The following is a 20,701-nucleotide window of genomic DNA, read 5'->3' on the forward strand; positions in this document are numbered from 1 at the left end:
GATGTCGAGTTTTATAATAATTATGGGATGACAATGGTAATGAAAGAACGAAATAGTAGGAACTGGCACGGAATGAAATGAAACTGTAATAAAAAAACAGAAATAGAGTGCTATAATAGTAAGAGAATACTTCTTACATAGGTAAGAGATTTAGGTGGTTTAAATATGATAGAAATGAAGAATGTGACAAAGAAATACCCAAATGGCGTTGTTGCGACAAATGGGATTTCCGTTAACATAAAGCAAGGAGAATTTGTGTATGTTGTTGGCCCAAGTGGTGCGGGTAAATCAACATTTATTAAATTAATGTATCGTGAAGAAAAAGCAACTTCAGGTGAAATCACGGTGAATGGGATAGATTTAGCAAATTTGAAAAATAAGAAGGTACCCTTTTTACGTCGACAGCTTGGTGTAGTTTTCCAGGACTTCAAACTTTTACCTCGATTAAATGTCTATGAGAACGTTGCGTTTGCTTTAGAGGTAATTGAAGAGGAGCCAGTGGAAATTCGACGTCGAGTGATGGAAGTGTTAGAGCTTGTCGGGCTAAAACATAAGGCGAGAATGTTTCCAAATGAACTATCAGGGGGCGAGCAGCAACGTGTTTCGATTGCACGTTCAATCGTCAATGTTCCAAAGGTTGTGATTGCCGATGAGCCTACTGGGAATCTTGACCCTGAAACATCATGGGAGATTATGAATTTATTTGAGGAAATTAATGCACGTGGCACAACGATTGTAATGGCAACTCATAACCGTGAAATCGTGAATACAGTTCGACGTCGTGTGATAGCGATTGAGGGCGGCATGATTGTCCGTGACGAGCACGGAGGTGAATACGGCTATGAAATTTAATACGGTAAAACGTCACTTCCGAGAAAGTTTCAAATCCCTTGGCCGTAATAGCTGGATGACCATTGCTTCAGTAAGTGCCGTAACAGTTACATTAATTTTAGTAGGCGTTTTTGCGCTTATTATGATGAATTTAAATAAGGTTGCTTCTGATTTAGAGAATGATGTTGAAATTAAAGTATTGATTGATGAAACAGCAGATGAGGCTTCAGAAAAAGCGCTAATTGAAAAAATTAAAAAATTGCCGGATATTGCCGAAATGACCTATTCCACGAAGGAAGAAGAGCTAACCAAATTAGTAAAGGATTTTGGGGACGATTTTAAACTATTTGAACAAAGTAATCCATTACGAAATGTTATTTACGTAAAAGCTTCAAATCCTCAGCAAACAGCTACTGTTGCAAAGAAAATTGATAAATTTGAGTATACATATGATGTTATGTATGGAGAGGGTAAGGTAGAAAAGCTTTTCAACTTCTTAAATATTAGCCGTAATGTTGGACTAGTGTTGATTTTAGGATTATTATTTACAGCTATTTTCTTAATTTCAAATACGATTCGTATTACGATTATAGCCCGTCGAGATGAAATAGAAATTATGAAGCTTGTTGGAGCAACGAATTCATTCGTTCGTATCCCATTTTTATTGGAAGGAATGTGGCTCGGGGTATTAGGCTCTATTATTCCGATTGCGGTTGTCGCAACCCTTTATCACAATGTATATAAAATTATAGCGCCTCGATTAAAAGGCGAGCTAGTGCAAGTACTTGATTTTTCACCTCTTGTGTACCAAGTAAGCGGTCTGCTACTACTAATTGGTGTACTAATCGGTATTTGGGGAAGTTTCATGTCAGTGCGTAAGTTTTTAAAAATTTAGCTAGAGGATTGATAGCACTAACAACATCAATCTACATTACAAAAAAATAGTCGAAGGGGAGTTCAGTCGGTGAAAAGTAAGGCGAAAAACTCAATGAAAACACTTGCAGTAGTATCTGCACTATTTCTTTTTATCCAAACTCCATCAGCATATGCAACTAGTTTATCGGATTTAAAAGATGAAAAAAAACAAGTGGAAACAAAGAAAAATGAATTAAATTCATCCATTAAAAATAAAACAAATGCTATCACTGCAAATGAAGACAAGCAACAAAAGCTATTAGATCAAATTCAAACGTTGAACGCTGAAATCGACAAAACCAATAGTAATATCAAAAATGTACTTGCAGAAGTGCGCTCTACTAATGAAGAAATAAAAGCATTAGAGGATTCAATAGCAGAGCTTCTACGTAAAATTGAAGAGCGTGATTTATTGTTGCAGGATCGTGCTCGTGCAATCCAAGCGGGCGGCTCTGTTAGCTATTTAGACGTATTATTAGGATCTAATAGCTTCGTAGATTTTATCGATCGATTCTCTGCTGTTAATGCTTTACTAGATGCGGATCGTCAAATTATCCGTGATCAAAAAGAAGACAAGCAAACTTTAGAGGAACAAAAGAAGGCTTTAGAAAATAAACGCCAAAAGCTTGAAGAAAAACAAGCTGAACTTGAACGTTTAAAGGCATCCTTAGATGGACAGAAAACAGAGAAAAATAAATTAGTAGATCAATTAGAAAAAGAGCAGGAAAAGCTCAAATCTGAAAAAGTATTACTAGAAAAAGAATATTCTGAAGCCCTTGAAATTAGTGAGGAATTACAACAAAAAATTATTGATGAACAAAATCGATTAGCGGAAATTGCTCGTCAGCAGGAAGCAAAACGCAAGGCAGCCGCTGCTGCAGCAGCAAATGCAGGCAATCATGGGGGTGGTGGTTCATCAACTGTCAATGCACCACAATCTGATGGTACATGGATTACACCTACTAATGGTCGTTTAACCTCACCATATGGCTGGCGTAATATTGGTGCGGGTCCAGAATTCCACTATGGTGTGGATCTTGCCAATAAGACAGGAACACCCATATGGGCAGCAGCTGATGGTGTTGTATCCTATGCGGCACCACTTAGCACATATGGCAATGTAGTCATTATTACACACTCTATCGATGGCCAAATTTATACGACAGTATATGCACACTTAAATTCCTTCAATGTAAGTGTAGGTGCAGAGGTCTCTCAAGGTCAGCAAATTGCAACAATGGGTAGTACTGGTCGCGTAACAGGACCACATTTACACTTTGAGGTGCACATTGGCGCTTGGCGTGGACAAGCAGTTGGTAGTGTCAATCCATTGAAGTATATTCCGTTGTAAATAGTGAAGCTATACATTAGCATAGTCTAATGTATGGCTTTTTTGATGTTTAAACAAAGTAGATGAAATGCTTGTATTATACAAATCGATTCTTTAATGTTACAATTTACAATACCTATAGGGGTATGTGCAAATGATGAAAGTATACATTTTCAAATTACTTTCTGAAGAATTTCTTAAAACAGTGTGAAATGGCGTTTCACACAAAGAATATATGCTATGCTGAAAATATCTTTTTGTGGAGGATTTTGGGTGATTAATACGGAATGGTACTCTATTCGGACATTAACATTGCCGGCAACTGCTGTTGCTCTTCTAATGGCATTTGTCATTGTATGGCTAGTTTTACGAATGCAATTCCCTAAAAAATGGTCTGGGGTATATGCCGATGCCATTTTGACCTTTATACTTGTTTGGAAATTTAGTGTCATTGTAACTGATGCTAAAACTATTATGGCTCAACCTTTTGCATTGCTTTATTTCAATGGTGGTACAGTAGGTGTCTTATTAGCTGCTATAGCAGTATCACTGCAGCTTCTTTGGAAGAAACAAAAATTACAGTTTGATGCAATAGGAGCAAGTGCATACAGCTGGGCAATTATTTTAACTCAATCGATTTATCAATGGCTAGTTGTATTACTGAATGATAATCCGACTAATAGCGAAATTATAACTTTAGCTGTACTAAGTGTACTAACAATCCTCATATTATGGAAAATATCTGCTATCGATCATGCATTACTTGTCTATACAAGTGGATTAATTATTGTAGCTAGTTTTCAGCCGCTTGGGTTATGGCAACCAGCTGTAGGGATCAGCGTTATATTACTTATAATGGGTTTACAGTTGCAGCTTTTTGTAAAAAAATTTGAAACGAAAGACGGCTGTTAAAAGAGCAAAGATCATTGGAGGGAAATAATGAAGAAGAAAAATATAGGGCTACTAATTGTCATATTGTTAGTAGTTGCGATGGTTGGTACATATGTTAGACAGCAAATTGATAAGGAGCGAGAAATTGAAACGGCTTCACTAGGAAAGGAGATGGAGGAGCGAACTATTGGCTTGAAAAATGGAGACACACCACCAGACTTTACACTCACAAGTCTAGATGGAGAAGAGGTAACATTGAGTAGTCTTCGTGGGAAAAAGGTTGTTTTAAATTTTTGGGCGACTTGGTGTCCACCATGTAGGGCTGAAATGCCACATATGCAAAGCTATTACGAACAATATGCCAAAGAAGATAATGTAGAAATTGTAGCTGTCAATTTAACCTCGGCTGAACGTGATGTGACGGCTGATGCTAAAATTGATACAGTAATGACCTTTAGGGATAGCTTCGAATTAACCTTTCCCATTGTTCTTGACCCAGAGAATTCAGCTGGTTCAGATTATCAAATAATACCAATACCTACAACATACTTTATTGATTCTAATGGCTATATTCAACGAGCTATAAAAGGCCCCATGGATGCTGATATGTTAAAAACTTATGTGGATGCATTAGACTAAACACACGAATAAATCTGCTCGTTTCTATTTAGAGGCGTAGCAGTTTTTTTCTTGATTCAGAAGATCTTTACTGTGCGAAAGCGCAACGACAGCAACAAATGTTTTTAGGTACAGAAAACTTCCATCTACGTAAAGTCCACAGTAAATATCACAGATTTTGCAGAGGAGCTTTTCGAGCAAGTTCAAAAACTATTAGGCTAGGGCGTAATTGATGAAAACTATTGAATTAGACGCATCTGGCATTCAATAAATTATTTTGAAGCGCAATCTTGTATGTTTGAAAAAAAAAAGTCATACAGTAAAAGAGACGGAGGAGGGAAGAGTTGCGTAAAATAATGGCTGGTGTCGGAGTACTAGCTAGTAGCTTATTGCTAGGTAGTGGAATTTATTTTGACTGGTTTAATTTAGGTGTAGGGAATAAAAAGGAGCCAGTCGTCACAGAGGTTGAATCAATCAATGAAGCTATGAACTTGATTGAGGAGAAATCTGTATATAATACGAAAAAGGAATCATTGGTGGAGGGGGCACTGCGAGGTATGGCAGATGCGATTAAGGACCCTTATAGTACCTATTATTCAAAGGAGGAGGCAGAGCAGCATCGACAAATGTTAGCTGAAGAAAGAGTGGGCATTGGTATTGAGCTAACTGAAAATAATGGCAAATTTATTGTTGTATCTCCTGTTCGTTCATCCCCAGCGGAGAAGGCAGGCATGCGCTCTCTCGACGAAATTGTACAAGTAGATGGAGTTCGAGTAGATGGGAAAAAGATGAGTGAGTTAATGCAATTAATTCAAGGGGAAAAAGGCACGAAAGTTACCATTGTCGTTTATCGCCCCAGTGAGGATAAGCATATAAAAATGACAATGGAGCGAGCTGCAATATCGAATAAAACGGTATCAAGTGAAGTAATCAAGGTGGAAGATACGTCAATCGGCTATGTGGAAATCTCAATCTTCGGTGAAAAAACGGCAAATGAATGGGTTACTGAAACGAGTAAATTACTGAGAAAAGATATTGAGGGACTTGTCATTGATGTACGGGATAATCCAGGTGGGTATTTACATAGCGTCGCAGCGCTACTGAGCACGGTATTAGAAAATGGCAAAGTATTTGCGTATATGCAAAATGCTGAAGGTGCTATGGAACCATTAAAAACAGAAGCAAAAAGCTTTGACGAGAAATATTTACAAGCGATGTATAAAATTCCGATTGTAATTTTACAAAATGAAGGCAGTGCATCGGCTAGCGAGGTACTTGGTGGTGCCTTAAAAGGATGGGGGCGTGCATCCATCGTTGGTGTTAAGAGCTTTGGTAAAGGAACTGTACAGGAATCTTGGGCTTTATCAAATGGTGGAGAACTAAAACTATCCACAAATAAATGGCTGACACCTAAACGTGAATGGATTCATGGGCAAGGAATAGAGGCAAATTTAGTGATTGAACAAAACGAATTATTCGCCTTCCAAATGCATCCATTATCAGGCAAGTTTAAAGTCGGGGATATGAGTGAGGAAATCTCATATACGCAGAATGCTTTAAAAAAGCTAGGTTATAAAATTGATCGCCTAGATGGTTATCTGGATGAAAAGACAGAGGAAGCGGTTATGCAGTACCGAGATGAGAAAAAATTAAAGCAGGCAGAAGATAATATTTATCTAGATTCAACATTCTTTAATAGCTTAAATGATACTTTAAAGCAGTATAAAATGGATCGCCAAAATGATTTACAATTCCAAATGGCGACAAGCTTTTTATTGCACAATATAGAACAGTAGATAATAGAAATTTGATTTGTAAAAAAGACATCCGCTGAATATCGTTATGTAATGACAATATCTTTAGTTTGTACTACGCAAGTGTGTAGTCGTTTGATACAATAAATTCATAGTATTAAAGACAGAAATGGCGGGTGTTCGTATGGTTAGTGATATTTTAATTGAAGTTGTAACAGCGATTGGCCGCTTTTTACTCAATCCATTACTTTATATTGCAATTATTTTTGCAATTTTTTTAGGGTATCGTCGCGTAAAGCAGGAACGTAAATTTTTTAATAGACGCATTGTTTGGGGATGGACAGAACTAGTTGGGCAATGGAAGCATGGTTGGCTTTGCGCCCTTATTATTTCACTATTAAGTGTTGGTGCTGGTTTAACAGTACCTAAAGCTTTTTTATTATGGCTGATAGCTATTTCGGTTTTGGCACTATTCCTATTTTTTATAAACGCACTTTCTCCTATTTATACGATGGGACTTGCTGCTTTCGCCATATGGGGAATGTTTCATTACCATTGGACTTTTTCATGGTGGAAAATATCAGTGGAAGGTGTAAATTTATTAGAAGGTTCTATCGTAACCATTACCATTTTAGCAGGCCTATGTGTGATTGCTGAGGGTATATTAATTCGTCGAACAGCCATTAAGGTAACAACGCCCTGTGTTGAAAAAACGAAGCGTGGGATGCAGGCTATTGTATATCGTACAAGAAATGTTTGGATATTACCAATTTTCTTTGTAATGCCTGGAGAAATTATTCCATCAGCATTGCCCTATTGGCCACAATTTACATTAGGTGACAATCAATTTGCACTTGTCCTATTTCCGATAGTCATAGGATTTTCAAAGCTTGCGAGAAAAGAGTTACCGGCCTTGAAGTTGCCTAAAATAGGGAGATCAGTGCTTATACTAGGACAGCTTATTTTAATCGGTGGGTTAGCAGCATACTTGGAGCCATTAATCGGTTTTATAACCTTAGCAGTAGGTGTGGTAATTCGTGTCATTATTTCCATCTATTATGCGATGCAAGATAAAACTGATATTTATGCAGTTTCACAAAGTACAAAAGGGGCCATAATCGCAGCAGTATTACCGGATTCGCCTGCTGAAAAAATGGGTCTACTTGTAGGAGAGTGTATTCGTAAAGTAAATGGACGCCCTATTTTTACTGAAGCTGAATTATATGAAGCTTTACAATTAAACGCAGCGCATTGTCGTCTAGAGGTTTTAGACCGTAATAATGAAATACGCCTAACACAGCATGTAATCTATAGCAATGATCATTACCGAATCGGATTATTGCTAGCTGAGCAGAGGGATATCTAATGGATGTTTTCGGGAAAATGGTGTTAGCGTTATTTGTACCTGCATTACTAGTATTATTGTTTACTAGGATTACGTTTAATCGCTATGTTGCTTTGATTCTAGCGATTGCCCTTATTGCGGCATCTGTCTATGCAGGGTATACTTCTCCACCTATTATCTTTGTGATTGATGCATTTTCGTTAACTGTAGGTTTTTGGTTAGCCAGTAAAATGAAGCATAAAAAAGATTTCAATCCTTAGTCCAATAAAGGTCAGTCCAAAGTGATATACCGCTTCGGACTGACCTTTTTACATGAAATATCGTACGGCTGCCATAATAATGACGCCTGCAACAACTGTAATAGATAAGCTTTTTGTAAGAAGTGCAATGATTAAAGTTGGCACAAATGTAAGAAATACTGGCCAATTCAATGTAACAACTTTCCCACTGTCAGTATCCAATAAGTTTTCAATAACAAGAGCACTCAAAATACAAACAGGAATAAAGCTTAGCCATTTTAGGACAATTTCTGGAAGTTTAACATTGCGAACAAAAATAAATGGAATAACACGTGGTAACCAAGTTACTAGTGCACAGCCAATGATTAGCCATACCATATAAGCAGTTGTTGTCATTTATCTGTCACCACCCCAATTGTCGCTACAATAACTGTTGCAAGAAGAACAGCCACGTGTGAAGGTACAAGATAAGATAGACCGTACATGATAACAATCATATAGCCAATTAACATAAGGTAATGCATGATTTTATTTTTCCCAACACTGCTAAGCTGAAGGACAAGCAATGCAACAAACATCGCTATTAAGGCAAAATCTAAACCCCATTTCTCTGGATTTGCCACCCATTGGCCTAAAAATGCGCCAGCAACACAGGAGAGAATCCAGAACAAATAGGCGGTGATATTTAACCCATCCATCCATTTTCCATACAACTTGCCAGTCTGCATTTGCTTTGTTACGGCTACACCAAAAGTTTCATCTGTTAGCAATGTACCAAATCCAACATTTCTGAGCATGGAATAGCGTGTAAAATGTGGAGCTATTGTTAAACTCATTAATAAATGACGTAAATTTACGACAAAAATGGTTACAATGATAGCAGAAGCAGGGCTATTTGTTAAAAGGAGTGCGCAAAAGATGAATTGGGCCGAGCCTGCATAAATCAAAATAGTTAAAAGTGCAATTTCGAGTACTGATAAGCCAGATGCGGAACCTACAACACCGAAAGCAAGTCCTATACTTATATAACCGAGTAATGTCGGGATACAATCTTTTATGCCCTGTATAAAGCTGTCATTTGGTGAGTGAGTAGCTTCATTTCGAAGCTCTGTTGTACTTGTCATAAATAGGTCATCCCTTCTGAAAAATTTCCATGTATACTAATGATGGAATAGTTTGATAGTTCTTGATGTTTATTAAAGTATACATATGTCTGATAAAATAAACAATAGAAAATGGTGAATACTAGTGGAACAAATGAGCCGAAATTTAGCATTTCAATTAAAGAAGATTCGACAGCAACGTCATTTAAGCTTAGACGAAGTTTCTAAAGCTACAGGTGTAAGTAAGGCGCAACTTGCACAGATTGAAAAGGGAGAAGCCAATCCAACTGTATCAACCATTTGGAAAATTGCTGCGGGGATGCGCATTTCCTTTTCCTCTTTATTACAGCCACCAACAGCTCATTTCATGAAATATAGCAGTGATGATGCACCTCATGTAGATGAAGATGAGGGGCGCTATCGAGTTTATTCGATTATTCCTTATAATCCGGAGCGTGGCTGGGAGTTTTACAAGATCGAAATGGAGCCTGGTGCATTAAGTAGGAGTGAAGCACATACAGAAGGGGTAGAAGAAACTGTAATTGTTATACAAGGACAAGCTGTTATTTCTGCTGGCGATATGCATGAATTAATTAAGGAAGGGGATACATTGGTATTCTCAGGTCATCAGCCCCATGAATATAAAAATACTTCGGAAACGTTAACGATTTTACATTTAATTTTGCAGTATAAATAGAGGTGTCAATTTTGAATGAATGGTTTACTGTAGAAAATATTGAACATGTAGCAGCACAGTATCGGACGCTTGGCCCAGTCATTGGATTGCTATTACCTTTTATAGAAGCATTTTTACCGTTTTTACCTTTAGTTGTCTTCGTTGTGGCCAATGCTAGCGCGTTTGGTTTATGGTTTGGTTTCTTATTATCATGGTTAGGCTCTGTAGCAGGGTCATATGCAGTATTTTTACTTGTACGACATTTTGGCAAGCACCCGAAGCTACAATTTGTAACAGGGAGTAGTAAGGTCAAGAAGCTAATAAAATGGGTTGATATGAATGGAATTAGCCCACTGTTTGTGTTACTTTGTTTTCCTTTTACACCTTCTGTAATTGTCAACATAGTAGCTGGACTCTCCCATATTCATAAAAAATATTATTTAGTGGTGTTATTGGCAGGTAAGTTCGTTATGATTTTAGGAATGAGCGTACTTGGTTATGATTTAAAATCGTTACTAACAAGCCCTGTAAGACTAATTATTGCAGCAATTGCCATTGTCCTACTTTGGTGGATCGGTAAGCTTATAGAGAAAAGATTAAACGCACGTGTGGAGAGAGATCTAAAGCAGGTGCGAAAATTGACGAAACATCATTAAGTAAGGAAGTTGAATATACACATCTAACCCCTTGTATCATGTAAAATGAGAGAAGGGGTTTTTATCTTATTCTTAGGAAAGGAAGTTATTGCCCAGATAAAAAAGTGCTCCGCTCCAAGTGAAAGTGCTCGGGATGAAAAGAAAGCTGCTCCGCCCCAAGAGGAAACTGCTCGGGTTGAAGAGAAAACTGCTCCGCCCTAAGTGGGAATCGCTCGGGTTGAAGAGAAAACCGCTCCGCCCCAACTGGGAATCGCTCAGGTTGAAGAGAAAATCGCTCGGCTCCAAGTGGGAATTACTCAGGTAGAATAGAAAAGTGCTTAGGTTTAATTGACATAAAACATTCAAAATACAGGTTTATCAATAAATAGATATAGGAGGGGAACCTTATATGACATTGCGCATTGTTTCAGGACGATCAGGAACTGGTAAATCAACATTTATTCATCAAGAGATTGTTGAGCAATTAAAATCAGAGCCATTGGGTCATCCGATTTTTGTGATTGTTCCTGACCAAATGTCTTATTCGACGGAGTATGAGCTAACGAATAAGCATGGCTTACAGGGGTTAATCCGTGCACAGGTCATGACATTTAAACGATTAGCATGGCTTGTATTACAGGAAACTGGCGGTATTGCACGAAAAGAAGTTAATGGATATGGCTATCGAATGCTTATTCGTAAACTGTTAGAGGAACAAAAAGATGAGTTTTCATTATTTCGCCAAGCTGCTGGAAAAAGAGGTTTTACAGAGGAAATAGAGACATTATTACGTGAGTTTAGTCGTTATAGTGTCAATAGCTCGGTGCTAGCAGAAGTAACTGCATCCTTAAAAGCCGTAGATGCTCCACATACATTACAAGCTAAAACTAATGACTTACAGGTAGTTTTACAAGCTTTAGAGGCTCGACTTGGTACGACTTATGTCGATAGTGAAGGCTATTATCCAATCTTAACCGAGCATTTGAAAGATTCTGAGACGATGAAGCAAGCTACGATTTATATAGATGGATTTACAGCTTTTACTGTGCGAGAGTTGGAGTTAGTCAAAGAGCTATTAAAGGTGACGAAACAAGTTACAGTTGTTCTGCCCTTTGATCATATTGATGAAGCTTATGATGAGCAGTCTTTATTTCATGAAGCTGCATTAACCAATAAACGTTTACACGATATTGCAAATGAAGAGGGCATTGAAGTTGATGCACCATTACATTTTTATTATACGTACCGTTTTCAATCTAAAGATTTACAGCATGTTGAAGAAGAATTTTCCAAATTGGTACCCCAATCAATAGAAACTTCTGGTGATGTTAAGGTGCTTGAAGCATCCAATCGACGCGCTGAGATACATGCCATTGCCCGGGAAATAACAAAGCTGACAAAGGAGGATGGCTATCGTTATCAGGATATTGTGCTTCTTTATAGACAAGCAGAAGTTTATGATCCACTTATTTCAACAATTTTTCAGCAATATGAAATTCCTACTTTTACAAATTCTAAAAAGACCATGCTCCATCATCCATTAATAGAGCTTAGTCGTTCTGTTTTAGAAGTGGTTACTTCTAATTGGAAGTACGAACCGATTTTCCGTAGTGTCAAAACGGATTTATTTTTCCCATTACACGCTGAGCTAAATGTTTGGCGTGAGCGTGCAGATCGTTTAGAGAATTATTGCTTAGCACAGGGTATTTATGGTGAGCGGTGGTTTGAGGAATCTCGATGGTTTTTCAAAAAATATCGAGGTCTTGAATTCCATTCTAAGGTACAAACGGATGAGGAACGTGCTATGCAGGCGGAAATCGAGGCTATTCGAGATGAAATTCGACAACCACTAAAATTGTTACAAGACAAGCTAGAAGTAGCGACAACAGGTAGAGATGTAGCGACTGCATTATTTGAAATAATTGAGGATTTAAAGGTCTATGATAAGCTGCAGACTTTGAAAGACCGTGAACTGGATCGAGGTGATGCCTTAGCAGCAAGCGAGCATGACCAATCATGGAAAGAATGGATTGCTGTGCTCGATCAGTTTGTGTATATGTTTGGGGAACAACAGATGACTGTCGAGGAAGCAGCAAAAATTCTAGATGAGGGCTTTGATACATTAGAATTTTCCCGTATTCCACCTACCTTAGATGAAGTGATGGTAGCGACGGTTGATTTAGCTCGTTTATCGAATATCAAAGTCGCTTTCGTTTTAGGCATCAATGATGGCATCTACCCAACACGTATGGAGTATGAGGGGTTATTATCAGATGTTGAACGTGAATGGTTTAACCAAATTGGGTATGAGCTTGCACCGACATCTAAAAATCGTTTACTCCAAGAAAATTTCTTAGTATATCGAGCATTAACGACGCCTTCTGATAAATTGTTCTTGTCCTATCCTACAGCGGATGAAGAAGGGAAGGCGTTATTATCTTCACTTTATATAAAAAAAATAATCGGCAATGGAAATACACCAGGTCTTTTAAGTGGGGTAGCTGTTGAGCGGGTTGTTATGGATCCAATTGAATTACTAGAAGATAATCCACTACCATATTTACGTCATCCACGCACAGCTTTAGCCCATCTTATGATGCAACTACGACAAGCTGAGCATAGCCATGAGCTTGCGCCAGAATGGCTGGCATTACAAAAATTTTATGAGCAGGATCCATATTGGGCACTGATTTTTGAACGGGTTCTCCAACCTATTACGCATAAAAATGAAGCACAACCACTTGAAACATATATTACACAGGAGTTATACGGTCAAAAACTAACATCCAGTGTTTCTCGAATTGAAAAATATTTCAGATGTCCATTTTCGCATTTTACAACCTATGGGCTTCGGTTAGAGGAACGTGCAGAATATAGATTAGAAACCTTTGCAATGGGTGATTTATTCCATGAAGCACTGAAATGGATTACAGAGGAGACACATCGACAACAGCTGTCGTGGGTACGTTTAACGAAACAGCAAATTAAACAATTGGCACGCCAAGCAGTGGAGCAAATTGTGCCAGTCTTTTCTCATCAAATCCTATTATCCAGTGCGCGTTATCGTTATATTCAACGTAAGCTTATCCGTATTGTTGAACGAACAATGACGGCATTGACACAGCATGCAAATGTTTCCCACTTTAAGCCAATTGCTATTGAGACATCATTTGGACCAGGTCAACATGAACAGCTTCCTCCTCTTGAAATCGATTTAGCTGGTGGGAAGAAAATGTTTATGCGTGGCCGTATTGATCGAGTGGATAGCGCGTCTATCGATGATCGCTCATATTTACGCATCGTCGATTATAAATCTTCAGCTCGTGATTTAGATTTAAATGAAGTTTACTATGGACTATCTTTACAGGTCCTTACTTATTTAGATGTAGCGATGGAAAACAGCTCTTATTGGCTACCAGGCGAAACAGAGCCAGCAGGAGTACTGTATGTACATGTTCATAACCCAATGTTAAAGCTTGACAAGGATTTAAGTGATAGTGAAATAGAAGAGGATCGTTTAAAGCAATATAAAATGAAGGGATTGCTATCAGAGAATGCAGAGGCCATTTTATCAATGGACGAGCAGTTGGAAGAATCAAGTGGGCATTCGAAAATTATTCCTGTATATATGAAAAAAGATGGAACACCATCCGAATCTCAGTCACGGATAGTTCCTGTTAACGATATGAAAAATTTGCAACATTTTGTGCGTCGAAAGCATCAAGAGGCTGGCAATGGTATTCTATCTGGAGATACTTCTATCAGTCCGTATAAATTAAAATCAAAAACAGCCTGTGATTATTGTCAGTTTTCTGCTGTTTGTCAATTTGATCCCTCTGATGGCAAGCAAAGCTATCGACAATTAATGCAAGCGAAGCCGAATGAAATTGTTGAAAAAATACGAAAGGAGATGAAGTAACTTGGTACAAGCAATACCTGAAAAACCAATGAATGTTACATGGACTGATGATCAATGGAAGGCTATCTATGCAAGTGGACAGGATACACTTGTGTCTGCAGCAGCAGGTTCTGGGAAAACAGCCGTACTGATTAATCGTATGATTGAAAAGGTCATTGCAATAGAGAATCCGATTAACGTAGATGAGCTGTTAGTTGTGACCTTTACCAATGCCTCTGCAGCAGAGATGCGTCATCGAATGGCTGAGGCGCTTGAAAAGGCAATTGCAGAAAACCCTACTTCCAATCATTTAAGACGCCAGCTTAGTCTAGTTAATAAAGCACAAATTTCAACATTACATTCGTTCTGCCTAGCCATTGTAAAACAGTATGCCTATCTATTAGACATTGATCCAGGCTTTCGTATTGCAAATGAGGCAGAGGTTGCCTTGTTGAGAGATGATATTTTAGCAGAAGTACTTGAAGCTGCATATGATTCTGAGGATGAGGAGCAAGTTCAAGCAATCTTTCGTTTAGTCGATAGTTTTACATCGGATCGTGATGATCAAGCTATTGAAACGTTAATTAGCAAGCTCTATGATACATCTCGCGTTCATGCAGTACCGAAAAAATGGCTGAACAGTCTTCCTAAAACATATGAGTTAGCGGAGGATGTGACCATTGATGATGTAGAGTTGTCGAACTATGTGAAATTAACCGTAAAGCATAGTCTTGAAGAAGCATTTGTATTAATTTCTGAAATGCGAGCAATAACGTTACAGCCAACAGGACCAGCACCCTATGCTGAAACGGCAGAAATTGATTTTGCGATGATTCAGGAAGGCATTCGTATTAGTCATAAGGGAACATGGCAGGAGCTCTTTGATTACTTTGCCACTGTCAAATGGTCAACGTTAAAGCGAGTGTCCAAGGACGCTTTAGTGGATGTGGAATTACAGGAGCTTGCAAAGAAAAAGCGAGAGGCTGCTAAAAAAATTGTTAACAAAATAAAAGAAACCTATTTTGTTAGAACGCCTGCTCGCCTGCTAGAGGAAATTCGTTTAATGGCCCCAACGATTGGCACATTAGTGGGACTGACAAATGTGTTTAGTGAACAGTTTCGTCTAGCAAAATTAGAACGGGGAATTATTGATTTCTCAGATTTAGAGCATTTTGCCCTCCAAATTTTATCAGAGGAAGTAAATGGAGATTTACAGCCATCACCTGTTGCTATGGATTTAAAAAAGCGCTTTAAAGAAGTACTTGTGGATGAGTATCAAGATAGTGCGACACGTTGCTAATTGAAAAGATTAGCCACTAGCATCATTTCGCTAGGAGAACTAAGAAATCAGATGAGTCGAATGATGAGGTAACGCTCTGAAAGGCTCGACCTAATCCTCCGAATAGCATTGTCGCGTGCAATCGTGATGATGTTATAAGCTCGGTGAAGTCAGTTGAACATCCTCCTAATCGAAAGAAGGAAAGCGGGATAGAGGTATTCTGTGGGATGGATAGACTGGGGTTCTATAAAAATACTCATGGTTAGAATGTAGGGAACAAAACTTCCTACTGACGAAATTCCGAATGTACGGCTCTAGAGGTATAGGTATTCGAAAGGGTACACCAACTTATTGTTGGGTTAGTGAGGTGGAGTAAAATTTGTCTTTATGAAACACCTTATAGTGTTACAGGCACTATCCAGCTAACAGGGTTAGAGGAATGACCTAAAAGTATTATATGTACAGATATGATTTCTTGGAACGTGGTAAGCTGGCTACGTGGAGAGATTGTACTCGTTGAAGCGGTATGAGGGAAAGCGTCTATAGTATAACCTCATTTTAAGCACAGTGAAAGTGATGGCACAGTACCAGTGAAGCCGTGATAATAAGCGGTGGAGGGATAGCCATTAGTCAATTTATGAATAACTAAAACATTACTTTATACTATCAGGTTCTCGTATGACTAAAAGAAATGCAATCGCCAAAAGAAGTAATAAAGTGGTGAGAGTATTGACTGAAACAGCAAACAAGAAAGTTTTAAAACGACAGTCCTTACGAAACAATGAATATTACGACATGCAACAAACCTTAGATGACCTTTACAAAGCAAGTCAAATGAACAAACGCTTTAAAAATCTGTATGAATTGATTATTAATAGAGAAAATATTTTACTGGCATATCGAAACATCAAGAAAAACAAGGGTTCTTTCACCAAAGGTATTAATGAATCTACAATCGTTACTATCGGAGAAAAAGACCCGAACGCATTAATTGATTATATCAGAAAAAGACTTGAAAACTTCATACCACACAAAATAAGAAGAAAAGAAATACCAAAAGCTAATGGAGGGATTCGACCACTCGGCATTCCGACAATCGAAGACCGAATCATTCAACAATGTATTAAACAAATTCTAGAGCCAATATGCGAAGCGAAATTCCATAATCACAGTTACGGTTTTCGACCGAACAGAGGAACTTTACATGCATATTCTAGAGCAGTAACATTAGCAAACATCAACAAACTGCACTATGTGGTTGATATTGACATCAAAGGTTTCTTCGATAACGTCAATCATGGCAAACTTCTTAAACAAATGTGGTCAATGGGTATCCAGGATAAAAAGGTTCTCTCAATCATAAGTAAACTACTGAAAGCAGAAATTGCAGGAGTAGGAACACCTAATAAAGGGACTCCTCAAGGTGGTATTTTATCACCCCTATTATCTAATATTGTGCTAAACGAATTAGATTGGTGGATAAGCAATCAGTGGGAAACGTTTGAAACACAGAAAAACTATGAGCGTAAAAGAATTATTGGTGGCAAGGTTAGACTTGATAGGTCAGTGAAATATAGTACCTTAAAAAGAGCCACAAGCTTGAAAGAAATGTTCATTGTGCGATATGCAGATGATTTTAAAATCTTTTGTAGAGACCATAAAAGTGCCTTCAAGATTTTCGAAGGTGTGAAAAAATGGTTAAAAGAAAGATTACATCTCGACATTAGTAAAGAAAAATCAAAGGTCATTAATTTAAGGAAAAACTTCTCGGAATTTCTAGGCTTTAAAATGAAAGTGGCTAGAAATAAAAAGAAGCATACCGTAAAATCATTCATGACAAATAAGGCGAAGAAAAACGCAATTAGCAAAATCAAAGAAAACATCAAACGAATTAAAAAGAAATCTAATGCTTCAGAAGTGTCCAAGCTCAATGCAACAATTCTAGGACTTCATAACTTCTATCAGCAAGCAACGATGGTAACGAAAGATTTTAGTGAAATTGCATTTTCAGTCAAACGAACCTTATATAACAGCTTGAAGAAAGTTTCATCGGATAAAGGTGAGCCAAGTACGTACTACAAGAAACATTTCAAAGATTATCTTGGCAAGAAAAAGATATTCGTTGCGAAAGTAGCGATATTCCCTATTGATGGAATCAAACACAAAAGTCCAACAAACTTTACGCAAGAAATCAATAATTATACAGTTGAAGGTAGAAGTCTGATTCATAAAAAGCAAAAATCAGTATCAGAAGAAGTTGTGAAGTATCTCATGAAAAATCCTGTAATCAATCGTAGTATTGAATACAACGACAATCGTATTTCTAAATACATTGCTCAAAAAGGGGTTTGCTTTATCACAGGAGAAGCACTCATTCTGAAAAATATGGAATTACATCACATCGTTCCAAAGGCAAAAGGTGGTAACGATAAGTATGACAACTTAGTTTTTATAACGAAAGAAGCCCATAAACTGATTCATGCCACAACAGAAGACATCATTAATAAATACCTTCAAATGTTAGAGTTAACAAAACCAAGTTTGGACAAAGTAAATAAACTTCGTGTGAAAGCTGGAAATAAAGTATTAGTATAAAGATTCATAATTGATGGAACGCCGTATGAGGGGAAACCCTCACGTACGGTGTGAATGGGGGGAAAAGCAGGAGATTACTTCAAATGCTTACCTATCCATATCAAATATGCTGCAGGAAACAATTTTACAGCTTGTAAAAACAGGTGAAGAACTAGATGGAAATCTTTTTATGGTGGGAGACGTCAAGCAAAGTATATATCGCTTCCGTTTAGCAGAGCCAAAGCTCTTTATGCGTAAATATGGGGAGTTTTTGGAGACTCCTGATACGACTGGTATGCGCATTGATTTAAATGCAAACTTCAGAAGTCGGAAAGAGGTATTAAACGCTACAAACTATATTTTTGCACAGATTATGGGTGAGCGTGTTGGAGAAATTTTATATGATGAAAAGGCCTCATTAAAACCAGCGGCACCTTATGATGATCGGGAGATGCCGGTAGAGCTTGTTATAATGCATCCCCCTCTGGAGGAGGAGCTGGATGAAAAGTCAGAGGATACTACAACAGAAGAAGCCACAGAGCTTGAGGAATTAAAAAATTCACAGTATGAGGCTCGATTTATTATTGATCGAATTCGGCAGATGATGGAGGATGGAACGACTGTTTACGATACCAAAACTAAGACTGAGCGTCCATTAAAATATAGTGATATTGTGATTTTAATGCGTTCCATGACTTGGTCAACCGACTTGGTGGAGGAATTTAAGCTTGCTGGAATTCCGCTGTATGCAGAGTCCTCTAAAGGTTATTTTGATGCGTTAGAGGTAATGATTATGCTAAATGTACTGAAGGTCGTCGATAATCCCTATCAGGATATTCCTTTAGCCTCTGTACTCCGTGCCCCCTTTGTTGGCTTAACGGAAAATGAACTGGCGAAAATTCGGTTAGCGGATACTAAGGCTCCATTCTATGATGCATTAAGGCAATTTATTCGCAGTGAAGGGCATAGTGTACAAGCTGTCACATTTGAGAAGCTTCAACGTTTTATGCTGGCATTTGAAAACTGGCGAGATTTAGCACGCCGCGGTTCATTATCCGATCTAATTTGGAAGATTTACTTAGATACGCATTATTATGAGATGGTTGGTGCTATGCCAAATGGCAAACAGCGTCAGGCTAATCTACGAATTTTACATGATCGAGCTTTAATGTATGAGCAAACTTCTTTTAGAGGGCTATTTCGTTTTTTACGCTTTATTGATCGAATGCGTACACGTGGCGATGACCTAGGAACAGCCAAATCAATCGGAGAAAAAGATGATGTTGTGCGTCTTGTTACGATTCACTCTTCAAAGGGATTAGAGTATCCAGTAGTATTTGTTGCTGGGATGGGTAGACCATTTAATAAAATGGATTTCCATCTACCTTATTTATTCGATCAAGATTTTGGTCTTGCTGTAAAAGCAATTGATCCAGACAATCGTATTATGTATACATCCTTACCATTTTTAGCATTGAAGGAGAAAAAGGAGCTTGAAATGCGTGCGGAGGAAATGCGTGTATTATACGTAGCAATGACACGTGCAAAGGAGCGATTAATCTTAATAGGCTCAGTGAAAAATTGGAGTAAAACACGAGACAATTGGCAGGATGCACAAAGTCTATCCTTGGATGCCCCGCTGCAGGAGTATTTACGCGCAAGGGCAAATAGCTACTTTGATTGGATAGGTCCTGCAGTTGCAAGACATGCTGATTTTACAGCGATTGCGACAACACCATATCAACCATTGGAAGATGCCTCGCATTGGTGGATTCGTCCGATTAAAACTAGCCATTATATGTACGATATACATGCGCTAGAAAATGAGGTACAACAATTACTTGAAACGCCAGAAGATAAAGCCATGCTGACAACAATTACGACACGCTTTCAAGCACAGTATCCTTTTCAAAAATCCACAAGGAAGCGTTCGAAAACATCTGTCAGTGAAATAAAACGTTTGGAAAATTTACAAAGGCAAAATGAGCCTGAATACTATTTTACTTCACCTTCTAGGCAGCGATCGACATCTATTGCACCTAGACCATCCTTTTTACAGCATCAGCAGCTCACAGGTGCAGAAATAGGAACCGCCATTCATACGGTTATGCAGCATGTACCTCAAAATGGTTTTCTGAATATCCAAGAGGTACAAAGGTTTGTTGCTGATTTAGTAACAAGGCAGCTGCTGACAGAGTCTGAGGGACAAGTAGTTTCTGCAGAGAAAATTTTTAATTTCTTTACAACAGAGATTGGACAGCGCTTTAAAAAAGCACGACAACTAAGAAGAGAAATGCCGTTCACCATTAGTAGAGTTGATGAAGATGGTGATGCTCAAATTGTACAAGGTATAATTGATTGCTTATTTGAGGATGAAAATGGGAATTGGGTTTTATTAGATTATAAGACAGACCGAATTCAAGCACATTTTGCAAAGGAGCCTGCGTTATCGAAGGAAATATTAGATCGATATGGCGTTCAGCTAAAGGTTTATAGTGAAGCGATTGAATCCATTCTTCAGATTCAAATTAGTGATAAAGTATTGTATTTATTTGATATTGAACGATCCATACATGCATAAACATGGCCATTGCAGTGAACAGAGCTTTCCAA

Annotated in this window: 14 protein-coding genes and 2 pseudogenes; 14 read left to right on the forward strand and 2 right to left on the reverse strand. The window is 38.0% G+C overall.

Features of this window, described 5'->3' with window-relative positions; translation table 11 throughout:
- Window positions 1–165: 165 nt before the first annotated feature.
- From ftsE to QNH24_RS04015, 8 genes are all read left to right on the forward strand, one after another.
- Window positions 166–852 (forward strand): cell division ATP-binding protein FtsE, encoded by a 687-nt coding sequence (ftsE, locus tag QNH24_RS03980; protein ID WP_283870855.1) that lies wholly within the window; start codon window positions 166–168, stop codon window positions 850–852.
- Window positions 842–1,726 (forward strand): permease-like cell division protein FtsX, encoded by an 885-nt coding sequence (ftsX, locus tag QNH24_RS03985; protein ID WP_283870856.1) that lies wholly within the window; start codon window positions 842–844, stop codon window positions 1,724–1,726. Before ftsE ends, ftsX begins: the two co-directional genes overlap by 11 nt.
- A gap of 69 nt (window positions 1,727–1,795) precedes the next feature.
- Window positions 1,796–3,097 carry a murein hydrolase activator EnvC family protein gene (locus QNH24_RS03990; protein WP_283870857.1) on the forward strand — a complete coding sequence of 434 codons (1,302 nt, stop codon included), beginning with the start codon at window positions 1,796–1,798 and terminating at the stop codon, window positions 3,095–3,097.
- Window positions 3,098–3,349: 252 nt separating this feature from the next.
- Complete coding sequence (locus tag QNH24_RS03995) at window positions 3,350–3,988, forward strand: hypothetical protein (RefSeq protein WP_283870858.1); 639 nt, start codon at window positions 3,350–3,352, stop codon at window positions 3,986–3,988.
- A gap of 27 nt (window positions 3,989–4,015) precedes the next feature.
- A complete protein-coding gene (locus QNH24_RS04000; RefSeq protein ID WP_283870859.1) occupies window positions 4,016–4,606 on the forward strand; it encodes a redoxin domain-containing protein in 591 nt (196 codons plus the stop codon).
- Between the two features lie 323 nt (window positions 4,607–4,929).
- Complete coding sequence (locus QNH24_RS04005; protein ID WP_283870860.1) at window positions 4,930–6,381, forward strand: S41 family peptidase; 1,452 nt, start codon at window positions 4,930–4,932, stop codon at window positions 6,379–6,381.
- Between the two features lie 142 nt (window positions 6,382–6,523).
- On the forward strand, window positions 6,524–7,705 hold the full coding sequence (locus QNH24_RS04010) for a PDZ domain-containing protein (protein WP_283870861.1): 1,182 nt from the start codon (window positions 6,524–6,526) through the stop codon (window positions 7,703–7,705).
- Window positions 7,705–7,944: a DUF2198 family protein gene (locus tag QNH24_RS04015; RefSeq protein ID WP_054770141.1), complete on the forward strand. Its 240-nt coding sequence runs from the start codon at window positions 7,705–7,707 to the stop codon at window positions 7,942–7,944. The genes QNH24_RS04010 and QNH24_RS04015 overlap by 1 nt, the downstream gene beginning before the upstream one ends.
- A 48-nt stretch (window positions 7,945–7,992) precedes the next feature.
- On the opposite strand, the gene QNH24_RS04020 is transcribed toward QNH24_RS04015, so the two are convergent.
- A complete protein-coding gene (locus QNH24_RS04020; RefSeq protein WP_283870862.1) occupies window positions 7,993–8,319 on the reverse strand; it encodes an AzlD domain-containing protein in 327 nt (108 codons plus the stop codon).
- On the reverse strand, window positions 8,316–9,047 hold the full coding sequence (locus tag QNH24_RS04025; RefSeq protein WP_054770139.1) for an AzlC family ABC transporter permease: 732 nt from the start codon (window positions 9,045–9,047) through the stop codon (window positions 8,316–8,318). The genes QNH24_RS04020 and QNH24_RS04025 overlap by 4 nt, the downstream gene beginning before the upstream one ends.
- Before the next feature lie 124 nt (window positions 9,048–9,171).
- Here QNH24_RS04025 and QNH24_RS04030 point away from each other — a divergent pair, with 124 nt between their 5' ends.
- The 6 genes and pseudogenes from QNH24_RS04030 to addA all read left to right on the forward strand — a co-directional run.
- On the forward strand, window positions 9,172–9,723 hold the full coding sequence (locus QNH24_RS04030) for a helix-turn-helix domain-containing protein (RefSeq protein ID WP_347342944.1): 552 nt from the start codon (window positions 9,172–9,174) through the stop codon (window positions 9,721–9,723).
- Between the two features lie 11 nt (window positions 9,724–9,734).
- Window positions 9,735–10,358, forward strand: coding sequence for a TVP38/TMEM64 family protein (locus QNH24_RS04035; RefSeq protein ID WP_283870863.1), 624 nt, complete (start codon window positions 9,735–9,737; stop codon window positions 10,356–10,358).
- A gap of 388 nt (window positions 10,359–10,746) precedes the next feature.
- Window positions 10,747–14,256, forward strand: a complete 3,510-nt coding sequence (gene addB / locus QNH24_RS04040) for a helicase-exonuclease AddAB subunit AddB (RefSeq protein WP_283870864.1) — start codon at window positions 10,747–10,749, stop codon at window positions 14,254–14,256.
- A gap of 1 nt (window position 14,257) precedes the next feature.
- Window positions 14,258–15,520 (forward strand): annotated as a pseudogene (locus QNH24_RS04045) (UvrD-helicase domain-containing protein); the annotation flags it as partial.
- A gap of 672 nt (window positions 15,521–16,192) precedes the next feature.
- The gene (gene ltrA / locus QNH24_RS04050) at window positions 16,193–18,109 is read left to right on the forward strand and encodes a group II intron reverse transcriptase/maturase (RefSeq protein WP_283870865.1); all 1,917 of its coding nucleotides are present in this window, start codon (window positions 16,193–16,195) and stop codon (window positions 18,107–18,109) included.
- 100 nt (window positions 18,110–18,209) lie between these two features.
- Window positions 18,210–20,669: pseudogene (gene addA, locus QNH24_RS04055) on the forward strand (helicase-exonuclease AddAB subunit AddA); the annotation flags it as partial.
- Window positions 20,670–20,701 lie beyond the last annotated feature (32 nt).

The sequence above is a fragment of the Lysinibacillus pakistanensis genome (assembly GCF_030123245.1).
Lineage (GTDB): Bacteria > Bacillota > Bacilli > Bacillales_A > Planococcaceae > Lysinibacillus > Lysinibacillus pakistanensis.

Coding starts and splice junctions, on each gene's coding strand:
- ftsE (WP_283870855.1), top strand. CDS start 166: ATGATAGAAATGAAGAATGTGACAAAGAAATACCCAAATGGCGTTGTT.
- ftsX (WP_283870856.1), top strand. CDS start 842: ATGAAATTTAATACGGTAAAACGTCACTTCCGAGAAAGTTTCAAATCC.
- QNH24_RS04000 (WP_283870859.1), top strand. CDS start 4,016: ATGAAGAAGAAAAATATAGGGCTACTAATTGTCATATTGTTAGTAGTT.
- QNH24_RS04010 (WP_283870861.1), top strand. CDS start 6,524: ATGGTTAGTGATATTTTAATTGAAGTTGTAACAGCGATTGGCCGCTTT.
- QNH24_RS04015 (WP_054770141.1), top strand. CDS start 7,705: ATGGATGTTTTCGGGAAAATGGTGTTAGCGTTATTTGTACCTGCATTA.
- QNH24_RS04020 (WP_283870862.1), bottom strand. CDS start 8,319: ATGACAACAACTGCTTATATGGTATGGCTAATCATTGGCTGTGCACTA.
- QNH24_RS04025 (WP_054770139.1), bottom strand. CDS start 9,047: ATGACAAGTACAACAGAGCTTCGAAATGAAGCTACTCACTCACCAAAT.
- addB (WP_283870864.1), top strand. CDS start 10,747: ATGACATTGCGCATTGTTTCAGGACGATCAGGAACTGGTAAATCAACA.
- ltrA (WP_283870865.1), top strand. CDS start 16,193: ATGACTAAAAGAAATGCAATCGCCAAAAGAAGTAATAAAGTGGTGAGA.